At 36.4% G+C, this 16,587-nt stretch carries 21 protein-coding genes; 15 read left to right on the forward strand and 6 right to left on the reverse strand.

Features of this window, described 5'->3' with window-relative positions:
- Positions 1-11: 11 nt before the first annotated feature.
- From MNY27_RS00130 to thrC, 7 genes are all read left to right on the forward strand, one after another.
- A complete protein-coding gene (locus MNY27_RS00130; protein ID WP_152183474.1) occupies positions 12-1,010 on the forward strand; it encodes an RluA family pseudouridine synthase in 999 nt (332 codons plus the stop codon).
- Positions 958-2,343 (forward strand): hypothetical protein, encoded by a 1,386-nt coding sequence (locus MNY27_RS00135; RefSeq protein WP_346391711.1) that lies wholly within the window; start codon positions 958-960, stop codon positions 2,341-2,343. Before MNY27_RS00130 ends, MNY27_RS00135 begins: the two co-directional genes overlap by 53 nt.
- Positions 2,343-3,518, forward strand: a complete 1,176-nt coding sequence (trmB, locus tag MNY27_RS00140; RefSeq protein ID WP_152183475.1) for a tRNA (guanosine(46)-N7)-methyltransferase TrmB — start codon at positions 2,343-2,345, stop codon at positions 3,516-3,518. Before MNY27_RS00135 ends, trmB begins: the two co-directional genes overlap by 1 nt.
- Positions 3,511-4,182, forward strand: coding sequence for an ABC transporter ATP-binding protein (locus MNY27_RS00145; protein ID WP_152183476.1), 672 nt, complete (start codon positions 3,511-3,513; stop codon positions 4,180-4,182). Before trmB ends, MNY27_RS00145 begins: the two co-directional genes overlap by 8 nt.
- Complete coding sequence (locus MNY27_RS00150; RefSeq protein WP_152183477.1) at positions 4,169-4,981, forward strand: FtsX-like permease family protein; 813 nt, start codon at positions 4,169-4,171, stop codon at positions 4,979-4,981. The genes MNY27_RS00145 and MNY27_RS00150 overlap by 14 nt, the downstream gene beginning before the upstream one ends.
- Positions 4,978-6,207 carry a M23 family metallopeptidase gene (locus tag MNY27_RS00155; protein WP_246153811.1) on the forward strand — a complete coding sequence of 410 codons (1,230 nt, stop codon included), beginning with the start codon at positions 4,978-4,980 and terminating at the stop codon, positions 6,205-6,207. Before MNY27_RS00150 ends, MNY27_RS00155 begins: the two co-directional genes overlap by 4 nt.
- A gap of 73 nt (positions 6,208-6,280) precedes the next feature.
- Entirely contained in the window at positions 6,281-7,753 is a 1,473-nt protein-coding gene (gene thrC / locus MNY27_RS00160; protein ID WP_152183478.1) for a threonine synthase, read from the forward strand.
- 10 nt (positions 7,754-7,763) lie between these two features.
- On the opposite strand, the gene MNY27_RS00165 is transcribed toward thrC, so the two are convergent.
- A complete protein-coding gene (locus MNY27_RS00165) occupies positions 7,764-8,375 on the reverse strand; it encodes a toxin-antitoxin system YwqK family antitoxin (protein ID WP_152183479.1) in 612 nt (203 codons plus the stop codon).
- 128 nt (positions 8,376-8,503) lie between these two features.
- On the opposite strand from MNY27_RS00165, the gene MNY27_RS00170 reads away from it, so the two are divergent.
- Positions 8,504-8,908: a hypothetical protein gene (locus tag MNY27_RS00170; protein ID WP_152183480.1), complete on the forward strand. Its 405-nt coding sequence runs from the start codon at positions 8,504-8,506 to the stop codon at positions 8,906-8,908.
- A gap of 16 nt (positions 8,909-8,924) precedes the next feature.
- Here the strand turns inward: MNY27_RS00170 and MNY27_RS00175 are convergent, their stop codons facing one another.
- A complete protein-coding gene (locus tag MNY27_RS00175) occupies positions 8,925-9,683 on the reverse strand; it encodes a pyrroline-5-carboxylate reductase (RefSeq protein ID WP_152183481.1) in 759 nt (252 codons plus the stop codon).
- 68 nt (positions 9,684-9,751) lie between these two features.
- Between MNY27_RS00175 and MNY27_RS00180 the strand changes: the two genes are divergently transcribed.
- The 5 genes from MNY27_RS00180 (at position 9,752) to MNY27_RS00200 (ending at position 13,628) form a co-directional block, all read left to right on the forward strand.
- Positions 9,752-10,984: a glutamate-5-semialdehyde dehydrogenase gene (locus MNY27_RS00180; protein ID WP_152183482.1), complete on the forward strand. Its 1,233-nt coding sequence runs from the start codon at positions 9,752-9,754 to the stop codon at positions 10,982-10,984.
- Positions 10,984-11,628 carry a Crp/Fnr family transcriptional regulator gene (locus MNY27_RS00185; RefSeq protein WP_152183483.1) on the forward strand — a complete coding sequence of 215 codons (645 nt, stop codon included), beginning with the start codon at positions 10,984-10,986 and terminating at the stop codon, positions 11,626-11,628. Before MNY27_RS00180 ends, MNY27_RS00185 begins: the two co-directional genes overlap by 1 nt.
- Positions 11,629-11,714: 86 nt before the next feature.
- On the forward strand, positions 11,715-12,062 hold the full coding sequence (locus MNY27_RS00190; protein WP_152183484.1) for a hypothetical protein: 348 nt from the start codon (positions 11,715-11,717) through the stop codon (positions 12,060-12,062).
- Between the two features lie 9 nt (positions 12,063-12,071).
- The gene (locus tag MNY27_RS00195) at positions 12,072-13,307 is read left to right on the forward strand and encodes a hypothetical protein (RefSeq protein ID WP_346391712.1); all 1,236 of its coding nucleotides are present in this window, start codon (positions 12,072-12,074) and stop codon (positions 13,305-13,307) included.
- Between the two features lie 12 nt (positions 13,308-13,319).
- Positions 13,320-13,628 carry a metal-sulfur cluster assembly factor gene (locus MNY27_RS00200; protein WP_346391713.1) on the forward strand — a complete coding sequence of 103 codons (309 nt, stop codon included), beginning with the start codon at positions 13,320-13,322 and terminating at the stop codon, positions 13,626-13,628.
- 16 nt (positions 13,629-13,644) lie between these two features.
- Here the strand turns inward: MNY27_RS00200 and MNY27_RS00205 are convergent, their stop codons facing one another.
- The 4 genes from MNY27_RS00205 to MNY27_RS00220 are packed head-to-tail and all read right to left on the reverse strand — an operon-like array spanning position 13,645 to position 15,485.
- Complete coding sequence (locus MNY27_RS00205) at positions 13,645-13,938, reverse strand: hypothetical protein (protein WP_152183486.1); 294 nt, start codon at positions 13,936-13,938, stop codon at positions 13,645-13,647.
- Entirely contained in the window at positions 13,935-14,096 is a 162-nt protein-coding gene (locus MNY27_RS00210; RefSeq protein ID WP_188109434.1) for a hypothetical protein, read from the reverse strand. The genes MNY27_RS00205 and MNY27_RS00210 overlap by 4 nt, the downstream gene beginning before the upstream one ends.
- Positions 14,093-14,497, reverse strand: coding sequence for a hypothetical protein (locus MNY27_RS00215; RefSeq protein WP_152183487.1), 405 nt, complete (start codon positions 14,495-14,497; stop codon positions 14,093-14,095). Before MNY27_RS00215 ends, MNY27_RS00210 begins: the two co-directional genes overlap by 4 nt.
- A complete protein-coding gene (locus MNY27_RS00220) occupies positions 14,490-15,485 on the reverse strand; it encodes an Lrp/AsnC family transcriptional regulator (protein WP_152183488.1) in 996 nt (331 codons plus the stop codon). The genes MNY27_RS00215 and MNY27_RS00220 overlap by 8 nt, the downstream gene beginning before the upstream one ends.
- 133 nt (positions 15,486-15,618) lie before the next feature.
- On the opposite strand from MNY27_RS00220, the gene MNY27_RS00225 reads away from it, so the two are divergent.
- Together MNY27_RS00225 and MNY27_RS00230 are read left to right on the forward strand one after the other, a co-directional pair.
- Positions 15,619-16,185, forward strand: coding sequence for a bifunctional precorrin-2 dehydrogenase/sirohydrochlorin ferrochelatase (locus tag MNY27_RS00225; protein ID WP_152183489.1), 567 nt, complete (start codon positions 15,619-15,621; stop codon positions 16,183-16,185).
- On the forward strand, positions 16,185-16,562 hold the full coding sequence (locus MNY27_RS00230; protein WP_152183490.1) for a hypothetical protein: 378 nt from the start codon (positions 16,185-16,187) through the stop codon (positions 16,560-16,562). The genes MNY27_RS00225 and MNY27_RS00230 overlap by 1 nt, the downstream gene beginning before the upstream one ends.
- The last annotated feature ends 25 nt before the right edge of the window (positions 16,563-16,587 follow it).

Genomic DNA, 16,587 nt, shown 5'->3' on the forward strand with positions numbered 1-16,587 from the left:
AGGGAATAACAGTGAGAAACACACAAGAGTACAGATGTGATGTGCCGCAGCGTTTAGACACATTTTTAGCTCAAGAAATAGGCCAAACTCGCTCACAGGTAGCACAGCTTATCAAGCAAGAAGCGGTTTATATTGATGGGAAAAAAGTTTCTCGTCCCGGTATTAAACTCAAAAGCGGACAAAATATAAAAGTAGAGTTTCCAGAAGTTACAGAGTCTCAGCCGCAAGAGGTTGATTTTCTCAAAGAGGTTGCTTGGGCAACAGATGTAGAGATTTTATATGAAGATGAGGATGTGTTGGTCATTAATAAACCAAGTGGTGTGACAGTCCACCCAGCACCAAGTGTAAAAGAGCCGACTTTGGTTGACTGGCTAAAGCACAAAGGCATCAGACTCTCTACAATCAGTGGAGAAGAACGTCACGGTATTGTGCACCGTCTCGATAAGGGAACAAGTGGTGCAATGGTCGTGGCAAAGAACAATGAAGCACATGAATTTCTCTCCAAACAGCTCCAAGATAAGAGCATGGGACGATATTATTTAGCTCTTGTTACCCCTCCTTTAAAAGATGATGTTACAATAATAGAATCAAACATAGGAAGAAGTCCTCATAACCGTCTCAAGATGGCTTGCGGACTCGAACACGGTAAATATGCCAAGACTATGTTTAAACATTTGGCTTTAAGCGATGATGAAAAGACAGAGCTTCTTGCATGTAAACTCTTTACAGGAAGAACGCATCAGATACGTGTACATTTGGAGAGTTTGAACCGTCATATTTTGGGAGACCATATCTATGGATTGAGCCCTAAAATAGAGAAGGCGGAACGAATTTTGCTGCATGCATATCTGATATATTTTATTCATCCAAAGACAAAAGAGAAACTATTTTTCACAGCAGGATTTGATACTGTTATGGAAGAGACAATAAATAAAAAATTTGAGAGGGAGATTTTAAATGAAGTTATCACTTCTGACTACATTATGCGCAGCTTCACTGCTGCTTCTTAGCGGTTGTGCTGAGATAACACCGAAACCAAAAGAGAAGGTTGTCGTTGATTCTACACTGCCTACTATATCACTGACGAAAAACGGCATTATCACAGATATGAAAACAGTGGCTTTTGAGTGGAAGAGTATAACAGACCCACGTGTAGAAGGGATTTATGTATATAAAAAATCTCCTCAAGACAAAGCAGCGAATGAACTTGAATATTATGACACGATAGATACACGATACTCTACACATTATGTCGATAGAACGGTTGAACCTGATACAAAATACTCATATGCTTTTCGAGTCTTTACAAAAGAGTCTCAAGGTGTAAATTCTAAAGTATTTGTAGTCAATACACTTCCTGTTCTGCAGTCTGTTTCATGGATTCACTCTATCACAGGACTTCCAAGAATTGCTAAGATAATCTGGAGACCTCACGTGAGTGAAAGAGTTTCTACTTATATTATCGAGAGAAAGACTTTTGAAGATAAAGAGTGGCATCAAATCGATGAGTTAAGTGGAAGACTCAATGCAGAGTATATTGATACAGGACTTGAAGATAATCATGTCTATATGTATAGAATCAGAGTAAAAACGTATGATGGCATCATCTCTACACCATCTCAAATCGTAAAATCTATTACAAAACCATTGCCTGTAAGTGTAACAAAAATAGAAGCGAGTAAAAATCTTCCAAAAGCGATAAAAATCACATGGAGTCCTTCAAAACAGAAAGATTTTGAGAGATACTATCTCTATAGAGCAGATGATATTGATGGCTCATATGAACTTATAGCAAAACTTTACAACAACCATTTCACTGATAAAATCGATGAAGATGGTAAAACTTACTTTTATAAAGTCAGTGTTCTTGATAAAGACGGTCTTGAGAGTGAGCATGATAAAAACAAAGTTATGGGTATGACCTTGACAAAACCAAATGCACCAGCAATTGTTGAAGCAAAACTACAAGGCAATAAAATAGAACTGAAATGGGGGAAAAGTGACCCAAGAACAGTCTCATATATCGTTGTCAAAAAATCTAAAAAAAGATGGTTTGATAAGATCTCAAAAGAGTATAAAGGGCTTACAAAGAGTCTCTTTATCGATGCAGCCATAGAACCTGATACACTCTATACATACACAGTTTACAGTGTTGATAAAAATGGTATAGTTTCTGAGCCAAGTATTGAGGTACAAATCAAAACACCGGAATCACAAGAGATTATCTCTGCATCTAAAGCAAAAGCTACACAAGAAGAGTCAGTGAAAGCTGTGAGTACAAAAAGTAGTAGCAGTGAGACAACAGTCGCACCTGCTGAAGAACTTGACTTGAATGGACTTTAATGCCACATCTTCATATAAAAGAGTTTAAAGATATTTCACTTCCCGCGTCTGTTGATGGGGTTGCATTTGATTTTATAGCATCAAATGTACACCATCCGGATGAAAAGCTCATTGCTGTAAAATATGAAGGAGAAGATTTCTTTTTGCTTCTCAAAGAGGATGAAAAAAGAACGCTTTTAAAAACAGATAAGCTGACACGTCCTGCTTCTATCTATAATGTTCACCGTGCACTGCTTGCCTATGCGAAAGCCGCAGGTCTTGAAGTGTTGGCTTCTAATGTACCAGATACACAAAAAAATGTGCATCTCCAAGAAGCAACAGCACTCAAAAAGATAGAGTACTTTGCAGAGAATTTTCCAAAAGAGAAAGAGGTACGTATAGAGGTCGGATTTGGCTCCGGGCGTCATCTACTGCACCAGGCCGCACAAAATCCGGATGTGCTTTTCATAGGCATCGAGATTCATCGTCCGTCAATCGAGCAGGTTTTAAAGCAGATAGTTATCCAAAAACTGGACAATGTTATGGTGCTTGACTATGATGCCAGACTCTTTATGGAACTGGTACCTTCCAATCTTGTTGGGGCAATTTATGTGCATTTTCCGGTTCCTTGGGACAAAAAACCACACCGCCGTGTAATCTCGACAAACTTCATCAAAGAGGCTCGTCGTATCTTAAAGGTAGGTGGTACTTTGGAGCTTCGTACAGATAGTGAGAATTATTATGCCTACTCCTATGAGACTTTTATAGCATTTCCTAAAATCTCTTTGCAGATACATAAAAACAGAGATATTGCAGTGAGTTCCAAATATGAAGAGAGATGGAAAAGGATGGAAAAGAACATCTATGATGTCATTATGACAAATGATGAAGAGTCTCCTGCATTGGAGATTGAAGGTGATTTCTCATTTCCAAAAAAAATAAATTTATCCAATGAAGAGCTCATTGGACTGCATAATAAAACGATTCGCTTTGAGGGTGGATTTATCCATTTTGAAAGAGTTTACAAGCTTGATAATGGTGTGATGTTACGCATATCTATGGGGAGTTTTGACAGACCGGAACATCTTTATCTTATCATAACAGATAATAGACTATCATTCTATCCAGAATTGCCTCTTCGTTCACCAAGCAACTTAGAAGCACACAAACATTTACTGAAGGCTTTAGATGGATAAAGTAATCATTGCTGAGAATTTATCGCTTGCATATTCTAATGATGAAACAATTATAAATAAAGCAAACTTCTCTATAGATTCTGGTAGTTTTGTATTTATTACCGGAGCGAGCGGTAGTGGAAAATCAACACTCTTAAAGTCACTCTACGGAGCACTCAAACCCATTGAGGGAAGTCTCGTTGTCGGTGGTGTTGAGCTGCGTGGGGTATCAAGTTCCAAACTGAACTTCTTACGGAAACATTTAGGTATTGTTTTTCAGGATTATAAGCTGGTAAAAGAGTGGACAATAGAAAAAAACATAATGCTTCCTCTTATCATAAATGGCTATGAAAAAACTGTAACGCAAAATCAGGTTGATTCTCTTCTTAAGCATGTAAAACTACGTCATCAGGCAGGAAAATATCCACTAGAACTCAGTGGTGGTGAGCAGCAGCGTGTTGCAATGGCACGTGCACTTGCACATAATCCTATCTTGATTTTAGCCGATGAGCCCACGGGTAACCTTGATGATTACTCTTCGCAACTGATTTGGAACCTTTTAGAGGGTGCAAACGAGCAGCTAAAGACTACAATTATCGTTGTTACACACCATATTCCAGAGACGATGAAGGTTGACTATAAGCATTACCATATAGAGTTTGGAGATATTCGTGAAGTCATTTAAAAATCATCTCTCTTTGGTTATTGCACTTTTAAGCATACTCTTTTCTCTACAGGTTTTTACCATTGTGGAGAGAGCAATTGATGCTTATAAAGAGAATTTGGCAAAAAACTATGCTTTGGTTGTTGTCGCACAAAAAAGAGTAGATGTTGATAAACTCCTAGAGAAGAGCGAACTGATAGCAAGTATCAATGAAATCTCTCCAGATAGTATCATTACAAAACTCAACAGTGGTATCAGCAAGCAAAATATAGCACTTCTAAAAGTGACACTGCCAAAGTTTTATAAAGTAAAACTCAAACGTTATCCATCACCAAATGAGCTTGAAAAACTGACAAAACTACTGCTTCGTTCACAGTCTATAGAAAAAGTAGAAGCCTTTAGTAAAACACATGATACAACATATAAACTGCTCCTGCTTTTTAAAACAGTTATCTCTGTTTTTGCTTTTACAGTCATCATCGTTACAATCTTGCTTATCTTTAAAGAGCTTCGTATCTGGCAGTTCAAACATAATGAGCGAATGAGTATCATGGGACTCTTTGGTGCTCCTGTTTGGCTGCGTTCGGCTGTACTGTTTCGACTAGCGATTGTTGATGCAGTAATCGCATCGATTCTCTCATTTGTGATATTTTCCTATCTTTCATCACTCTCATGGATAGAAGAACAGTTCAGTAACATTGGCATTTCCATAGTGCTGTTTGATAAAATATACGATTTTTTAATTATGCTTGGAGTATCAATAGTGGTTTCAATGCTACTTGCGACTTTTATTGTTCTAGGACATAAAGAAGAGGTATGATGTATCATCGCTTAGTAGTTCTCTTTTTTCTTTTTGCTTCGCTTTTATATGCTCAAGGAGAGATAGACAAGAAGATAAAAAAGACCAGTTCGAAACTCTCTTCTTACAGTAAGAACTACTCTAATCTCAACAGAAAAATGGCGCGTACTGCAAAAGCCATTTTACGACAGAAACAAGAGATACTTAAGCAGGATGCCTACTTAAAGAAACTTCAAGAAGAACTCAAGGAAAAAGAGAGCAGTTACAAGCTTAATTCACAAGAGCTGTCACTCTTAAAACAGAGACAACTGCAGCTGAAAAAAAGACAAAACAGAATCGAAGAAGAGCTTGTTTTTGTTATAGCGCAAAGTGTTTCACTCTCTGTCATACTTGATGAGGAGTATCCGACGAATGAGAATGCTTTGATAGAGTTAGAAGTACTCAAATCAATGCTCAAAGACTCTAAAGAAAAAGCAAATCGTTTAAGTAGACTCTTTTTTGAGAATGCAAAAGTTATCAAGCTTTTAAATAACAAAACAGATGCACTTGAGAAGTCCATCGCAAGTATAGATGCCAAAAGAAAAGAGCTACTGAAGAAAAAAGCAGAAAACAAAAGAGCACTCAAAAAACTAAAAATCGCAAAAGCCTCTTATAAAAAAGAGCTCAAAAAACTCCTCAAAAGGCAAAATGCACTTAAAAAGACACTCTCACAATTAAACCTCATTAAAATAGATAAGATAAAAAAAGCAAAAGAGGAACAAGCAAGAAAAGAGGCCTTTCAAAGACAGAAGATTGCACTTAATGAAAATCTTCCAAAGGTTAAAAAACATGGAAGCTCTTACCAGAGTGTCAAGACAATTCGTTACCGTGGACCAAAAACGATAGCTCCGCTTACTTCTTATTCAATTACGAAGAAGTATGGAACATATACAGATCCGATTTACGGAATCAAAATTTTCAATGAGTCGATTTCACTCAAACCAAGAGAGCAAGATGCCAAAGTAAAGACTGTATTTAACGGGAAAGTGATTTATGCTGATAAAACGGCAGTGTTGAACAATATAGTTATCGTTGAACACAGAAATGGTCTGCATACCATCTATGCAAACCTTTCACAAATCGCTCCTGGTATAAAAAAGGGTAAAAAAGTAAAAAGAGGTGCTGTTGTAGGGCGTGTCAAAGAGGAACTGGTCTTTGAAGTGACACAAAAAAGTGCACACATCAATCCTATACGATTGTTTAGGTAAGAACTATATATTAGCTCTTACTTAGATAGTTTTAGATATAATTGCGCAAAAATTTAAGAGTAGAGATAAAAGAATGAAATTTATTCAAACACGTGGTGTAGATAGCACAAAGCCAGAGACAGTGACATTTTCAGAAGCGATTCTTAGTCCTATTGCTTCTTTTGGCGGTCTGTATGTTCCCCAAAAACTACCTGATTTAGGAGAAGAGTTTTTACAAAAGCATAGAGATTCTTCTTATAAAGAACTTGCAAAGGATATGCTTGATGCTTTTGCAATTGACATCGATGGAGATGTTATCGATGAGGCATTATCTTTGTATGACAAATTTGATGATGCAAAAAATCCTGTACCGGTAGTAAAAGTAAAAGAAAATCTCTACGTCAGTGAGCTTTATCACGGACCAACACGTGCATTTAAAGATATGGCACTGCAGCCTTTTGGTGTTGTACTTTCATCAATTGCACAAAGACTCAATGAAAATTATCTTATTTTAGCAGCTACGAGCGGAGATACCGGTCCGGCAGCATTAGAGACATTTAAAAATCGTGCAAATGTAAAAGTGGCATGTTTGTATCCTGATGGCGGAACAAGTGATGTTCAGCGCCTGCAAATGGTTACAGAAGATGCTGCTAACTTAAAAGTGATTGGCATTCATGGTGTGTTTGATGATGCGCAGAGCGCTTTGAAACGTCTTTTGGCAAGTGAGAACTTTAAAGAGGCACTTCAAGAAAAAGAGACAAAACTCTCAGCTGCAAACTCTGTGAACTTTGGTCGTATCATCTTTCAGATTATCTATCATATTCACTCTTATTTAGAGCTAGTCCGTCAGAATGCCATTACTATGGGTGAGAAAGTTTACCTCAATGTTCCATCAGGAAATTTTGGAAATGCTCTTGGTGGATACTATGCTTGGAAAATGGGTCTTCCAGTCGAGAAGATCATCATCTCTTCTAATGAGAACAATGTTCTAACGCGTCTTATTCGTGATGGTAAATATGATCTGCGTGAATGTGAGGTTGTAAGTACGACGTCTCCTGCAATGGATATCTTAAAATCTTCCAATGTTGAGAGAGTTCTGTTTGACCTGTTGGGTGAAGTACGTACAAAAGAGTTGATGATGGACCTTGAAGCCAAAAACTTCTATGAGCTGCGTGAGGATGAGCTTGCAAAACTGCGAGAGTGTTTTGATGCTGACTGGTGTAGTGGTGATGAAGGGAAAAAGTACATCAAAGAGACTTTTGAGCAATACAACTATCTGATGGACCCACATACTGCTACATGTATGAAGTCATATGAGAGTGTCTCAAAACCTGAGATTACAAGTATTATCTATTCAACTGCAGAGTGGACGAAATTTTCACCTGTCATAGCTAATGCACTCACCGGTGAAGTTGATATGAAAGACATTGATGCTCTTGAATCGATTTCAAAAGTAGCAAACCTTGAAATTCCTGCAATGATACAAGAGCTTTTTACAAAAGAGATAGCTCAAAAAACTGTTATTGAGAAAGAGGAGATCGAGGCGGAGATACTGAAGTTTTTATAAACTTTAGTAGTTAACGTATACGCTCCTCTTTAGGGGCCTCTTTTGGCATAAGACCATACTTGGCAAGATCTACAAAAATCTCTTTTCGTTTATCTTCGAGTATTTTTTGGATAACGGGATTTCTATCCATTTTATAGTGCTCGGTTTTAATTACCTGACCATTTTTATCAAAATATTTTTTGACACCGACTTTGTAGTTGTTCTTATAAAAAACTTCTGAACTTTTATAACCAGTGAAATCCCACTCTGTTAAAACACCCTCTCGCTTACCATTGACATAATTGACTTGTGAACCTAACTGTCCGTTGTCATAATATATTTTTTGTATACCTACTTTTTGACCATTTTTATAATGCACTACCAACTTTTCTTGACCGTTTGCATAGTAGGAAGTATAGAGACCATTCTCTTTGTCATTGCTAAAGTTGACTTTTGATTTTATATCTCCATTGTCGTTATACCAATATGTCATACCATTTCGTTTACACTCTTTATATGTTGAAGATTGTGCCTTGTCCCGTACTACATAGGTCTGTGGATTACGACAGAGTAACTCGGCATTTAAAGAGTTTACTTCAAGAATAAGATAAATTAATGATAAAGATATAATTTTTTGTTGCATAATATAGCTCCTTATATAAAAAAATATGATAACATATTTTTATTACATTTGACTGTTTAATCATAGAAAATAACATATTAAGGCATAGTTAATTTATTTGATTGTAGAATTAGAGTATAGGATATGTTATGAATGAAACAATAGAAGACGAATTAACTAAAAAAAGAAATATGCTCTATTATAACCAGCTTGTGATGAATGAAAGAAAAGCGAAAGCTGGTCATCATAAACATAAAAAAAAGAAAAAATCGGCAAGTTTTGGGTCTCAAGAGGTAAACTTTAAAGATTTCCTTTATATTCCAGAGAACTGGGAGGCTGCATTTTATGTATTGTATGGAGTAGGGGTTCCATATCTTGCAGGTGCAATATTTCTCTTTTTCTTTGTAGCTGGTGGAAGCTATGAGAACTTCAAACTGCTCAATATGAATGCATTTTTGATCATTTGGTTGATTGGATATGAGATTGTTGCAATTTTTTCACTTATTTGGATACTCATCCTTTACTTACAGTATGATGCAGAAGAGGAGTACTAATAAACTGAGCTTTTTTTTATAGCTCAGTTGCTTTTTTATAGGCTTTCTCAATCGCATTGATACAAGCACTTCGTACATTTCCATCTTCAAGCGCACCATAACCTGCAGCAGTTGTACCGCCTGGACTCATGACACCATCTTTTAAGAGAGCTGGATGTATATCTTGAATCAGTTTTGAAAAACCATCAAAAAGACCGCGCATAATAATTAATGCATCATCACGTTTGAGTCCCTGTTTTACTGCACCATCTGCCAAAGATTCGGCAACAAGTGCCAAATATGCCGGACCGCTTCCTGCAAGTGCAGTTGCGATATCTATCTCTTTTTCACTAGAGAGCCATTGTGATGAACCAATAGCATTGAAGAGTTTTTCTGCTTCTTCTTTGTAGGCTTTTTCACCAGTTAATGTTGTCATGGATGCACCCACAGAAGCTGCAAGATTTGGCATAGCTCTGACAACTGCTTTTGCTTGAAAATTAGTAGAGAGCTTTTCTAAACTTGTCCCTGCTAAAACAGAGTAGAGTACTGCTGCTTCACCCTTTAGTTTTTGACCGACCTCTTCGACATTTGCAGGTTTTATACAGAGCATCACAGTTTTGTTAGATATATCAAAATTATCAAGAAGATGTTTGTCTATTTGTATACCAAGACTCTTTTCAAATTGTTTGAGTTTCTGGATATCTCTTCCCACTACCTCTATCTTATACTCTTCTTTGAGACCTTTGGCAATGCTAAGCGCCATATTGCCATTTCCAATAAATGTTAACGTTTTCATAAAAGTCCTAAATATTTTATGGTAGTATTATACCATTTAATTAATTTAATAAATTTAGGTGAAGAACAATGAAAAAATTTTTACAAGAGGCAAAAGCTGCAAGCAGAGTTTTTAATACACTCAGTGGTGCAGAGATAAACAGAATATTAAAAGAGATGGCAGAAGCACTGCGTGCCAATACAATGGAGCTTCTTGAAGCCAATGCAAAAGATATGGCTGATGGTGAGAAAAATCAGCTCTCATCAGCACTTATGGATAGACTTTTTTTAGATGAAAGTCGTATAGATGCCATGGCTGTGGCTATCGAAGAGATAGCAGGATTAAAAGATCCTGTTGGAAGAATTTTAGATGGTTGGGTAACAGAAGATGGGCTAAAAATTGAGAAAGTCTCCATTCCTATCGGTGTGATTGGTATTATCTATGAATCACGTCCAAATGTAACAAGTGATACAGCAGCACTCTGCTTTAAAAGCTCAAATGTCTGTGTACTTAAAGGTGGAAAAGAGGCAGAGAACTCAAATAAGACGATTGCTAAAGTATTGCAGGCTACTTTAGAGAAAAACGGTTTGCCAAAAGAGCTTATCTCTTTAATCCCAGACTCCTCACGTGAGGGTGTGGCGCAACTAATCAAGATGGATAAATATGTTGATTTAATTATTCCTCGTGGTGGGGAAGGGCTTATCAAGTATGTAAGTCAAAATGCTACTGTAAGTGTTGTTAAGCATGACAAAGGACAGTGTCATACTTACATAGATAGAGATGCAAATATGGAAGATGCCATTAAAATTGCCATCAATGCAAAAGTACAGCGTCCAGGTGTTTGTAATGCTATGGAAACACTGCTTGTTGACAGAGCAATCGCAAAAGAGGCACTACCAAAACTCAAAGAGGCGTTTGATGAGGCTCATACTGAGTTAAAAGGGTGTGCTTCTACACAGGAAATTATTACAGTAGCTCACGCAACAGATGCTGATTTTGATACTGAATATTTGGCAAATATCTTAAATATAAAAGTAGTGGAGGGTGTTGAAGGGGCAATTGAGCATATTGTACGCTTTGGATCAGGACACTCTGAGTCTATCATTACGGAGAACATCAAAGCAGCAGAGACATTTTTAAATGCCATAGATGCCGCAGCAGTTTATGTAAATGCTTCAACACGTTTTACTGATGGGGGTGCTTTTGGTTTTGGTGCAGAAGTTGGTATATCAACAAATAAGCTGCATGCGAGAGGTCCAATGGGGATTGAAGGACTGACAACATATAAGTATAAAATTTATGGAAATGGACAGATTAGATAATGCAAAGTGTAAATGAATTAAGGGATATTAAGTTTTTTGAAAATCTTTCTCAAGAGGAGTTAGACCAGCTTGCGACTATCTCACGTAAAAGAAGATTTTCCAAAGGAGAGGTGCTTTTTTATGAGAAGGATGAACCTCGTTTTTTGACACTTTTAACTGATGGTATTTTAAAAGTCTATAAAACAGACCCAAAAAACAATGAGATAGTCCTGCATCGTTTTAATCCTAAGTCATTGATAGCTGAGATGGCAGTTTTTGAAGGAGTTCCCTATCCTGCATCTGCTGCCTTTGAGACAGACGGTACAGTTATAGAGATAGATTTTATAAAGTTTAAAGAGAATTTTTTATGTTCTCCTGATATCGCTTTTGCCTTTTTTAAATCTCTCACACAGAAGATCAAATATCTTGAGGATGTCATAGCACTCAACATTGTTCTCGATTCAACTGCAAGAGTAGCAAAATATATCTGTGAAAATGAAGATGCACTGCAGATGAAACACAATCAACTTGCGCAATATCTTCATATGACACCTGAAACACTCTCACGAGTGTTTAAAAAGTTTGCTAAGCTAGGCTTTATTGAGAAAGAGGGCAGCAGCTATACTATTAAAAATCATGAAGCATTAACGATACTTTTTGAATAATTTAGTTATTTGTTGATATATATCAACGCATACTTTATCTTATTAAATTACAATCTTATATATATTTAATAGATAAAGGATTTTTGATGTCACATATTCCCCAAGACGCACAAAAGATAACTGTAGAAGGTGCAACTGTAGATTTTTATAAACTCGAAAAAGATGGGCAGAGCACATACTATTTTGACACATCAAAGGAGGGCCCTCCACATCCAATGGTCAATGCAATGAGTGGGCTTGGACTGATTAAAGGAACAAATGACACACTTGTAATGATTAACCACAAAACTCCAGGAGGACTTTTTGGAAAACTTGAAGATGATGTCCGTTATGTTGTCCAAGATTTGCCTGATGGGCTTGTAAAGGTGGTTTTTTCCTATAATCCTGATGCTGCTTCAGAATCAGACCTCACGCAGACCAGCTGTGGAGGGTGATAAAAACTAATGGTTAAAATATCGCAAGATTTTGCCCCGCCTTTTAAACTAATAGCTCCCTTTTTTATTGTGGGGAGTCTTTTTTACTTTTTTTCATCATTTTATCTTTTTTTCTTTGATGCTACAATGCTTAGTTTTGCAGAGCCAAAAATGCTTGCTTTTGTGCATCTTTTTCTGCTTGGTTTTGTAATGATGATTATTTTTGGTGCGATGGCACAACTTGTTCCTGTTGTATTGGAAGTTGGACATTTTGGAGTAGAACTTTTTTATGCCATATGGCCACTACTGTTAATTGGTAGTCTGTTAATGGTATTTGGCTTTTTGTACTCTCCTGCACTGCTTCCCTATGGGGGAGTTGTTGTTCTAATCTCAATGATGATATTTGTGGGTGAAATTTTTCTGACAATGTTTAAAGTAGAGAAGCTGACACTGGTTATGAGCAGTGTTCTGATATCCAATACTTTTTTATTTTTTGGGATTATCTTTGGTCTTTTAATGGCTCTTGCATATGCAGGGACACTCTCTTTTGATATCAATGTACTTTTAAAGGCACATGTCTACTCTGTCATTGGTGGATATATTGTTATTACGATTATGGGACTCTCAATTGTACTGGTCCCTATGTTTACACTTTCACACAGTTTCTCTTTAAAGCCCTTGGAGATAGGTATGACACTGATGAGTGTAGCTGTTGTCTTTGTGATAATTTCTTCATTGTTTAATATTTCATGGCTTGCATATTTGGCGTATGCTATGGCATTTGTTGCAATGATTTCCTATTTTTATCTGATTTATGTCATCTATAAAACAAGGCCAAGAAAAGAGAATGATGTTTATGCACTTTCACTGATGTTTTCATACAGTGCGATGCTTTTTGCTTTAGTGATTGGAGCACTCTATTTTTTAGTTGGCAAGGAGAGTTATCTGCTTGCTGCTGCATGGCTGCTCTTTTTTGGATTTTTTGCTTTTCTCATTACTGGGCATATCTATAAAATCATTCCTTTTTTAGTATGGTTTGAAAAGTTCTCTCCACTTGTAGGAAAGCAAAAAGTTCCAATGCTCGCAGATATGGTGCCTTATAAAAGCTCTCAGGCTCAGCTTATCTATTCTGCGACTGGAGTCTTGCTTGTAACTGCTGCAATACTACTAGGCTCCAATCTACTTATGGGTGCAGGCGCTTCATTTTTAGTCATTGGTTCACTAGCCTTTGTACGAAGTGTTTTTTATATGATAAATTTTAAATAAAAGGATATATTTATGGCAATGTATACTAAAGAGGAACTCTTTAAAGCAATATCAACAGTGATTGACCCAGAGGTGGGATTTAACCTTGTTGAGATGGGACTTATCTATGATGCAAGCAGTGATGATGAAGGAAATGTCAAAGTAACTATGACACTCTCAACAAAAGCGTGTCCCCTTCATCAGATGATACTGCAGTGGGTAAAAGAGGCCGTAGAAAAACTGCCAAATGTCAAAGATGTAGATGTTAAAGTGGTTTGGGAGCCTGAGTGGAATATCTCAATGGCTGATGATAATGTCAAAAAAGCATTGGGAGCTTTATAAAAAGTAAAGGAGTACTTTACTTTTTATTTTTATGTTCTAAATAGCTATTTTTAATTTTGATAAGCTCATAGAGTGATACTTCAGGCATTGCCTCTTCTATGAGTTTATCTGTCTCTTCATATTTTCCCTGCATCTTTTTGATCTCATCGTATGCTTTTGGTTTTACCTCACTTGTAGCAACTGAGATAACTCCTGCCCAGATGAGTATAATAGCTGTCCATACAATCTTTTTCGCACCTGCATAGACACCAATAAAGTGAAAAATTACAGTGATTACAATTCCAATACCAAGTAGTAGTGCAAGACTCATAACGCTATCCTTTCTCCTTCAGGTTTGATTGTAATGTTTGCATCTTTAAAGAGATGGTCACCAAAACTTTTGACACCAAGTGTGCCTGCAAGCATTAAAATAATGACCAAGAGCAAAAAAAGAAGTGCCATAGAGTATCTTTTGAATATTTGCATCATTGTTTGTTGTCTTCTTTTGCTTTTGCAGCTATGGGTGCATAATCAACACAGCGAGCTGTATGAAAATCTCTTACATAGTCAGGATTTTTAAAATAATCCCCATCAATATGCCATCCAAGCTCTTTTGAAATAAGTACCGACTGCGATATTGTTCTTCTCATTTTATTTTCACAGATGATGGTCTCACCTTTGTTGAAAATCTCTTTGACACCTTCCATTCGTGCACTTGTAACATAGTAGTGAATACCGATCATTATGGCAAAGATGCCAAAAACACCTAGCATACCACGTTTAAAAGCAACACGAGGCATAAAGTCTCTTGTTGTAACAAAAGCAGTGACTGCCAAGAAAAATAGCATTATCACTATGTATGGAATTTCCAGTTCAAAAAATCTATCCATTGTTTTCCTCCCATTCTTTAAATGCTGGTGTGAAGTACTCTATACGAACTTTTTTAAACTCACGTGAAGAGTAGAGCGGCATATGAGACTTGGACTCTATCTCACTTGCCATCTCTTCGATAATAGCATTTGTCTCTTCTGTAGTTTTTCCATGGACCATTGTAAAAAGATTGTATGGCCAGTTTGGATATTTTGGACGCAGATAACAGTGTGATACTGCAGAAAATGCAGCAGCTTTTTCTCCGATACTCTCTCCATTTTCTTCATCAACATCCCAGACAACCATCGCATTTGCATTGAAACCGGCTTTACGATGATTGAGAATCGATGCAAAACGTCGCATGATTCCTGCATCTTGCAATTCCTGTAAAATAGAGAAGAATGTATCATAGTCAATATTTAGCTCATCTACAATCTTTTTAAAAGGCTCACTGATAAATTCGATGTCATATTGAGCCTTCATGATAATATTATGATGCAGTGGTGTGAGCTCTATCTCTTTGTGAACGACTTTTTTGACCGTCTCCTTTTTCTCATCTTTTCCTGTAGTGTTGAGCTTTACATTGATTTTAAAGAGTTTGAGTGTTGGAAGCATGATATAATCTTCAGCCTCTGTCAATTTCGCTAGAATCTCTATGGTTCTCTCAAGTCCTAAAGCAGAGTCAGGTGCAACAGCCATTGTAAACCAGATGTTAAAATCATGGTTTCTTTCATAATTGTGTGAAACGCCAGGGTGGGCATTAATAACTTTTACAGCAGCAATTATCTTCTCTTTTGGAATTTTAAAAGCTACGAGCGATGATTTATAGCCTAATCTCTTTGTATCAAAGATAGCAGAAGTTTGACGAATAATATTTGCTTTTTTCTCTTCTTGCAAAATTTTTAAAACTTCATCCTCACTGATACCAAGTTCATCTGCTATAACAGCAAAAGGTTTTGGTACTAAAGGAAACTTCTTTTGTATTCTTGATAATATCTCTTGTTTCATCTATTGTTTTCTTTATTATTTATTTGTATTTGATGATTGTATCTATCTTTATATAAATTTAAATTGATGTTTGTCAATAAAGTATTGTAATAATATGATATGATTTTACAATTAGCTAAAAAGAAAGGTATAAATGAGCTATTTTCCAGCTTTTTTAAAACTAGATGATAAAAAGATTTTAATTGTAGGCGGTGGTAATATTGCCTATGAGAAGTTAGTGCATCTTTTAGACTTTACAGATGATATCGATCTGATAGCACAGGAGTTTTCAGATGAGATGTTAGAAAAGGTAAAAGAAAATAATCTACACTTTGAAAAAAGAGCATATAAGGAAGGTGATATCGCAGCATATGCCGTTGTTATCATCGCAGTAGATGATATTCCTCTACAAGCTGCAATTTTTGAGGAGTCAAAAAAATATAAATGCTTGTGTAATGCAGTGGATTCAGTAGATTATTGTGATTTTATCTTTCCATCTTACATAAAAAAAGATGATTTGACCATTGCCGTTTCCACTTCAGGTGCTTCACCTGCAATGGCAAAACATCTAAGACGATATCTGCAGAATTTGATTCCTGAGAATATCGGTACATTTTTACGTGAGATGCGAAGTCTGCGTGAGAGCTTGCCAAAAGGCAAAGAGAGAATGAAGATGCTTGATGAAAAAGCAAAAAAATATATACAAAATTGGAGTAAATAATGAATGTTAAAAAAGGTATTTTTCTAGGTGTTATGTTCGCATTTTTCATACTTGGATTTATTGCTATACAAAAAGCGACACCAAATGAGAAAGAGGCAAGAATTTATAAAGAAATCAAAGTATACAGTCCCTATAAGTTTGAAAAAAGAATGGGAGGACTTACAATTTTAAATGTAAAGACAGGTGAAAAAGAGAAGCCAAATGCTGCAGATGCTCTTTATAGAATGGATGATCTGGACCAACAATGGGGTAAAAAGCATTTAAGAGTCGAAGGGAACGAAGTAGTTGTAATAGGAGATAACAATCAAACGATTACGAAAATCTTTATTCAAACACAAAAAGAGAGAGAATGGTTACATAACTTTTTTGGTATATAGCTCTTAAAAAAGAGGGAAGGGAGTT

The sequence above is a fragment of the Sulfurimonas sp. NWX79 genome (genome assembly GCF_039667035.1).
Classification (GTDB): domain Bacteria; phylum Campylobacterota; class Campylobacteria; order Campylobacterales; family Sulfurimonadaceae; genus Sulfurimonas; species Sulfurimonas indica.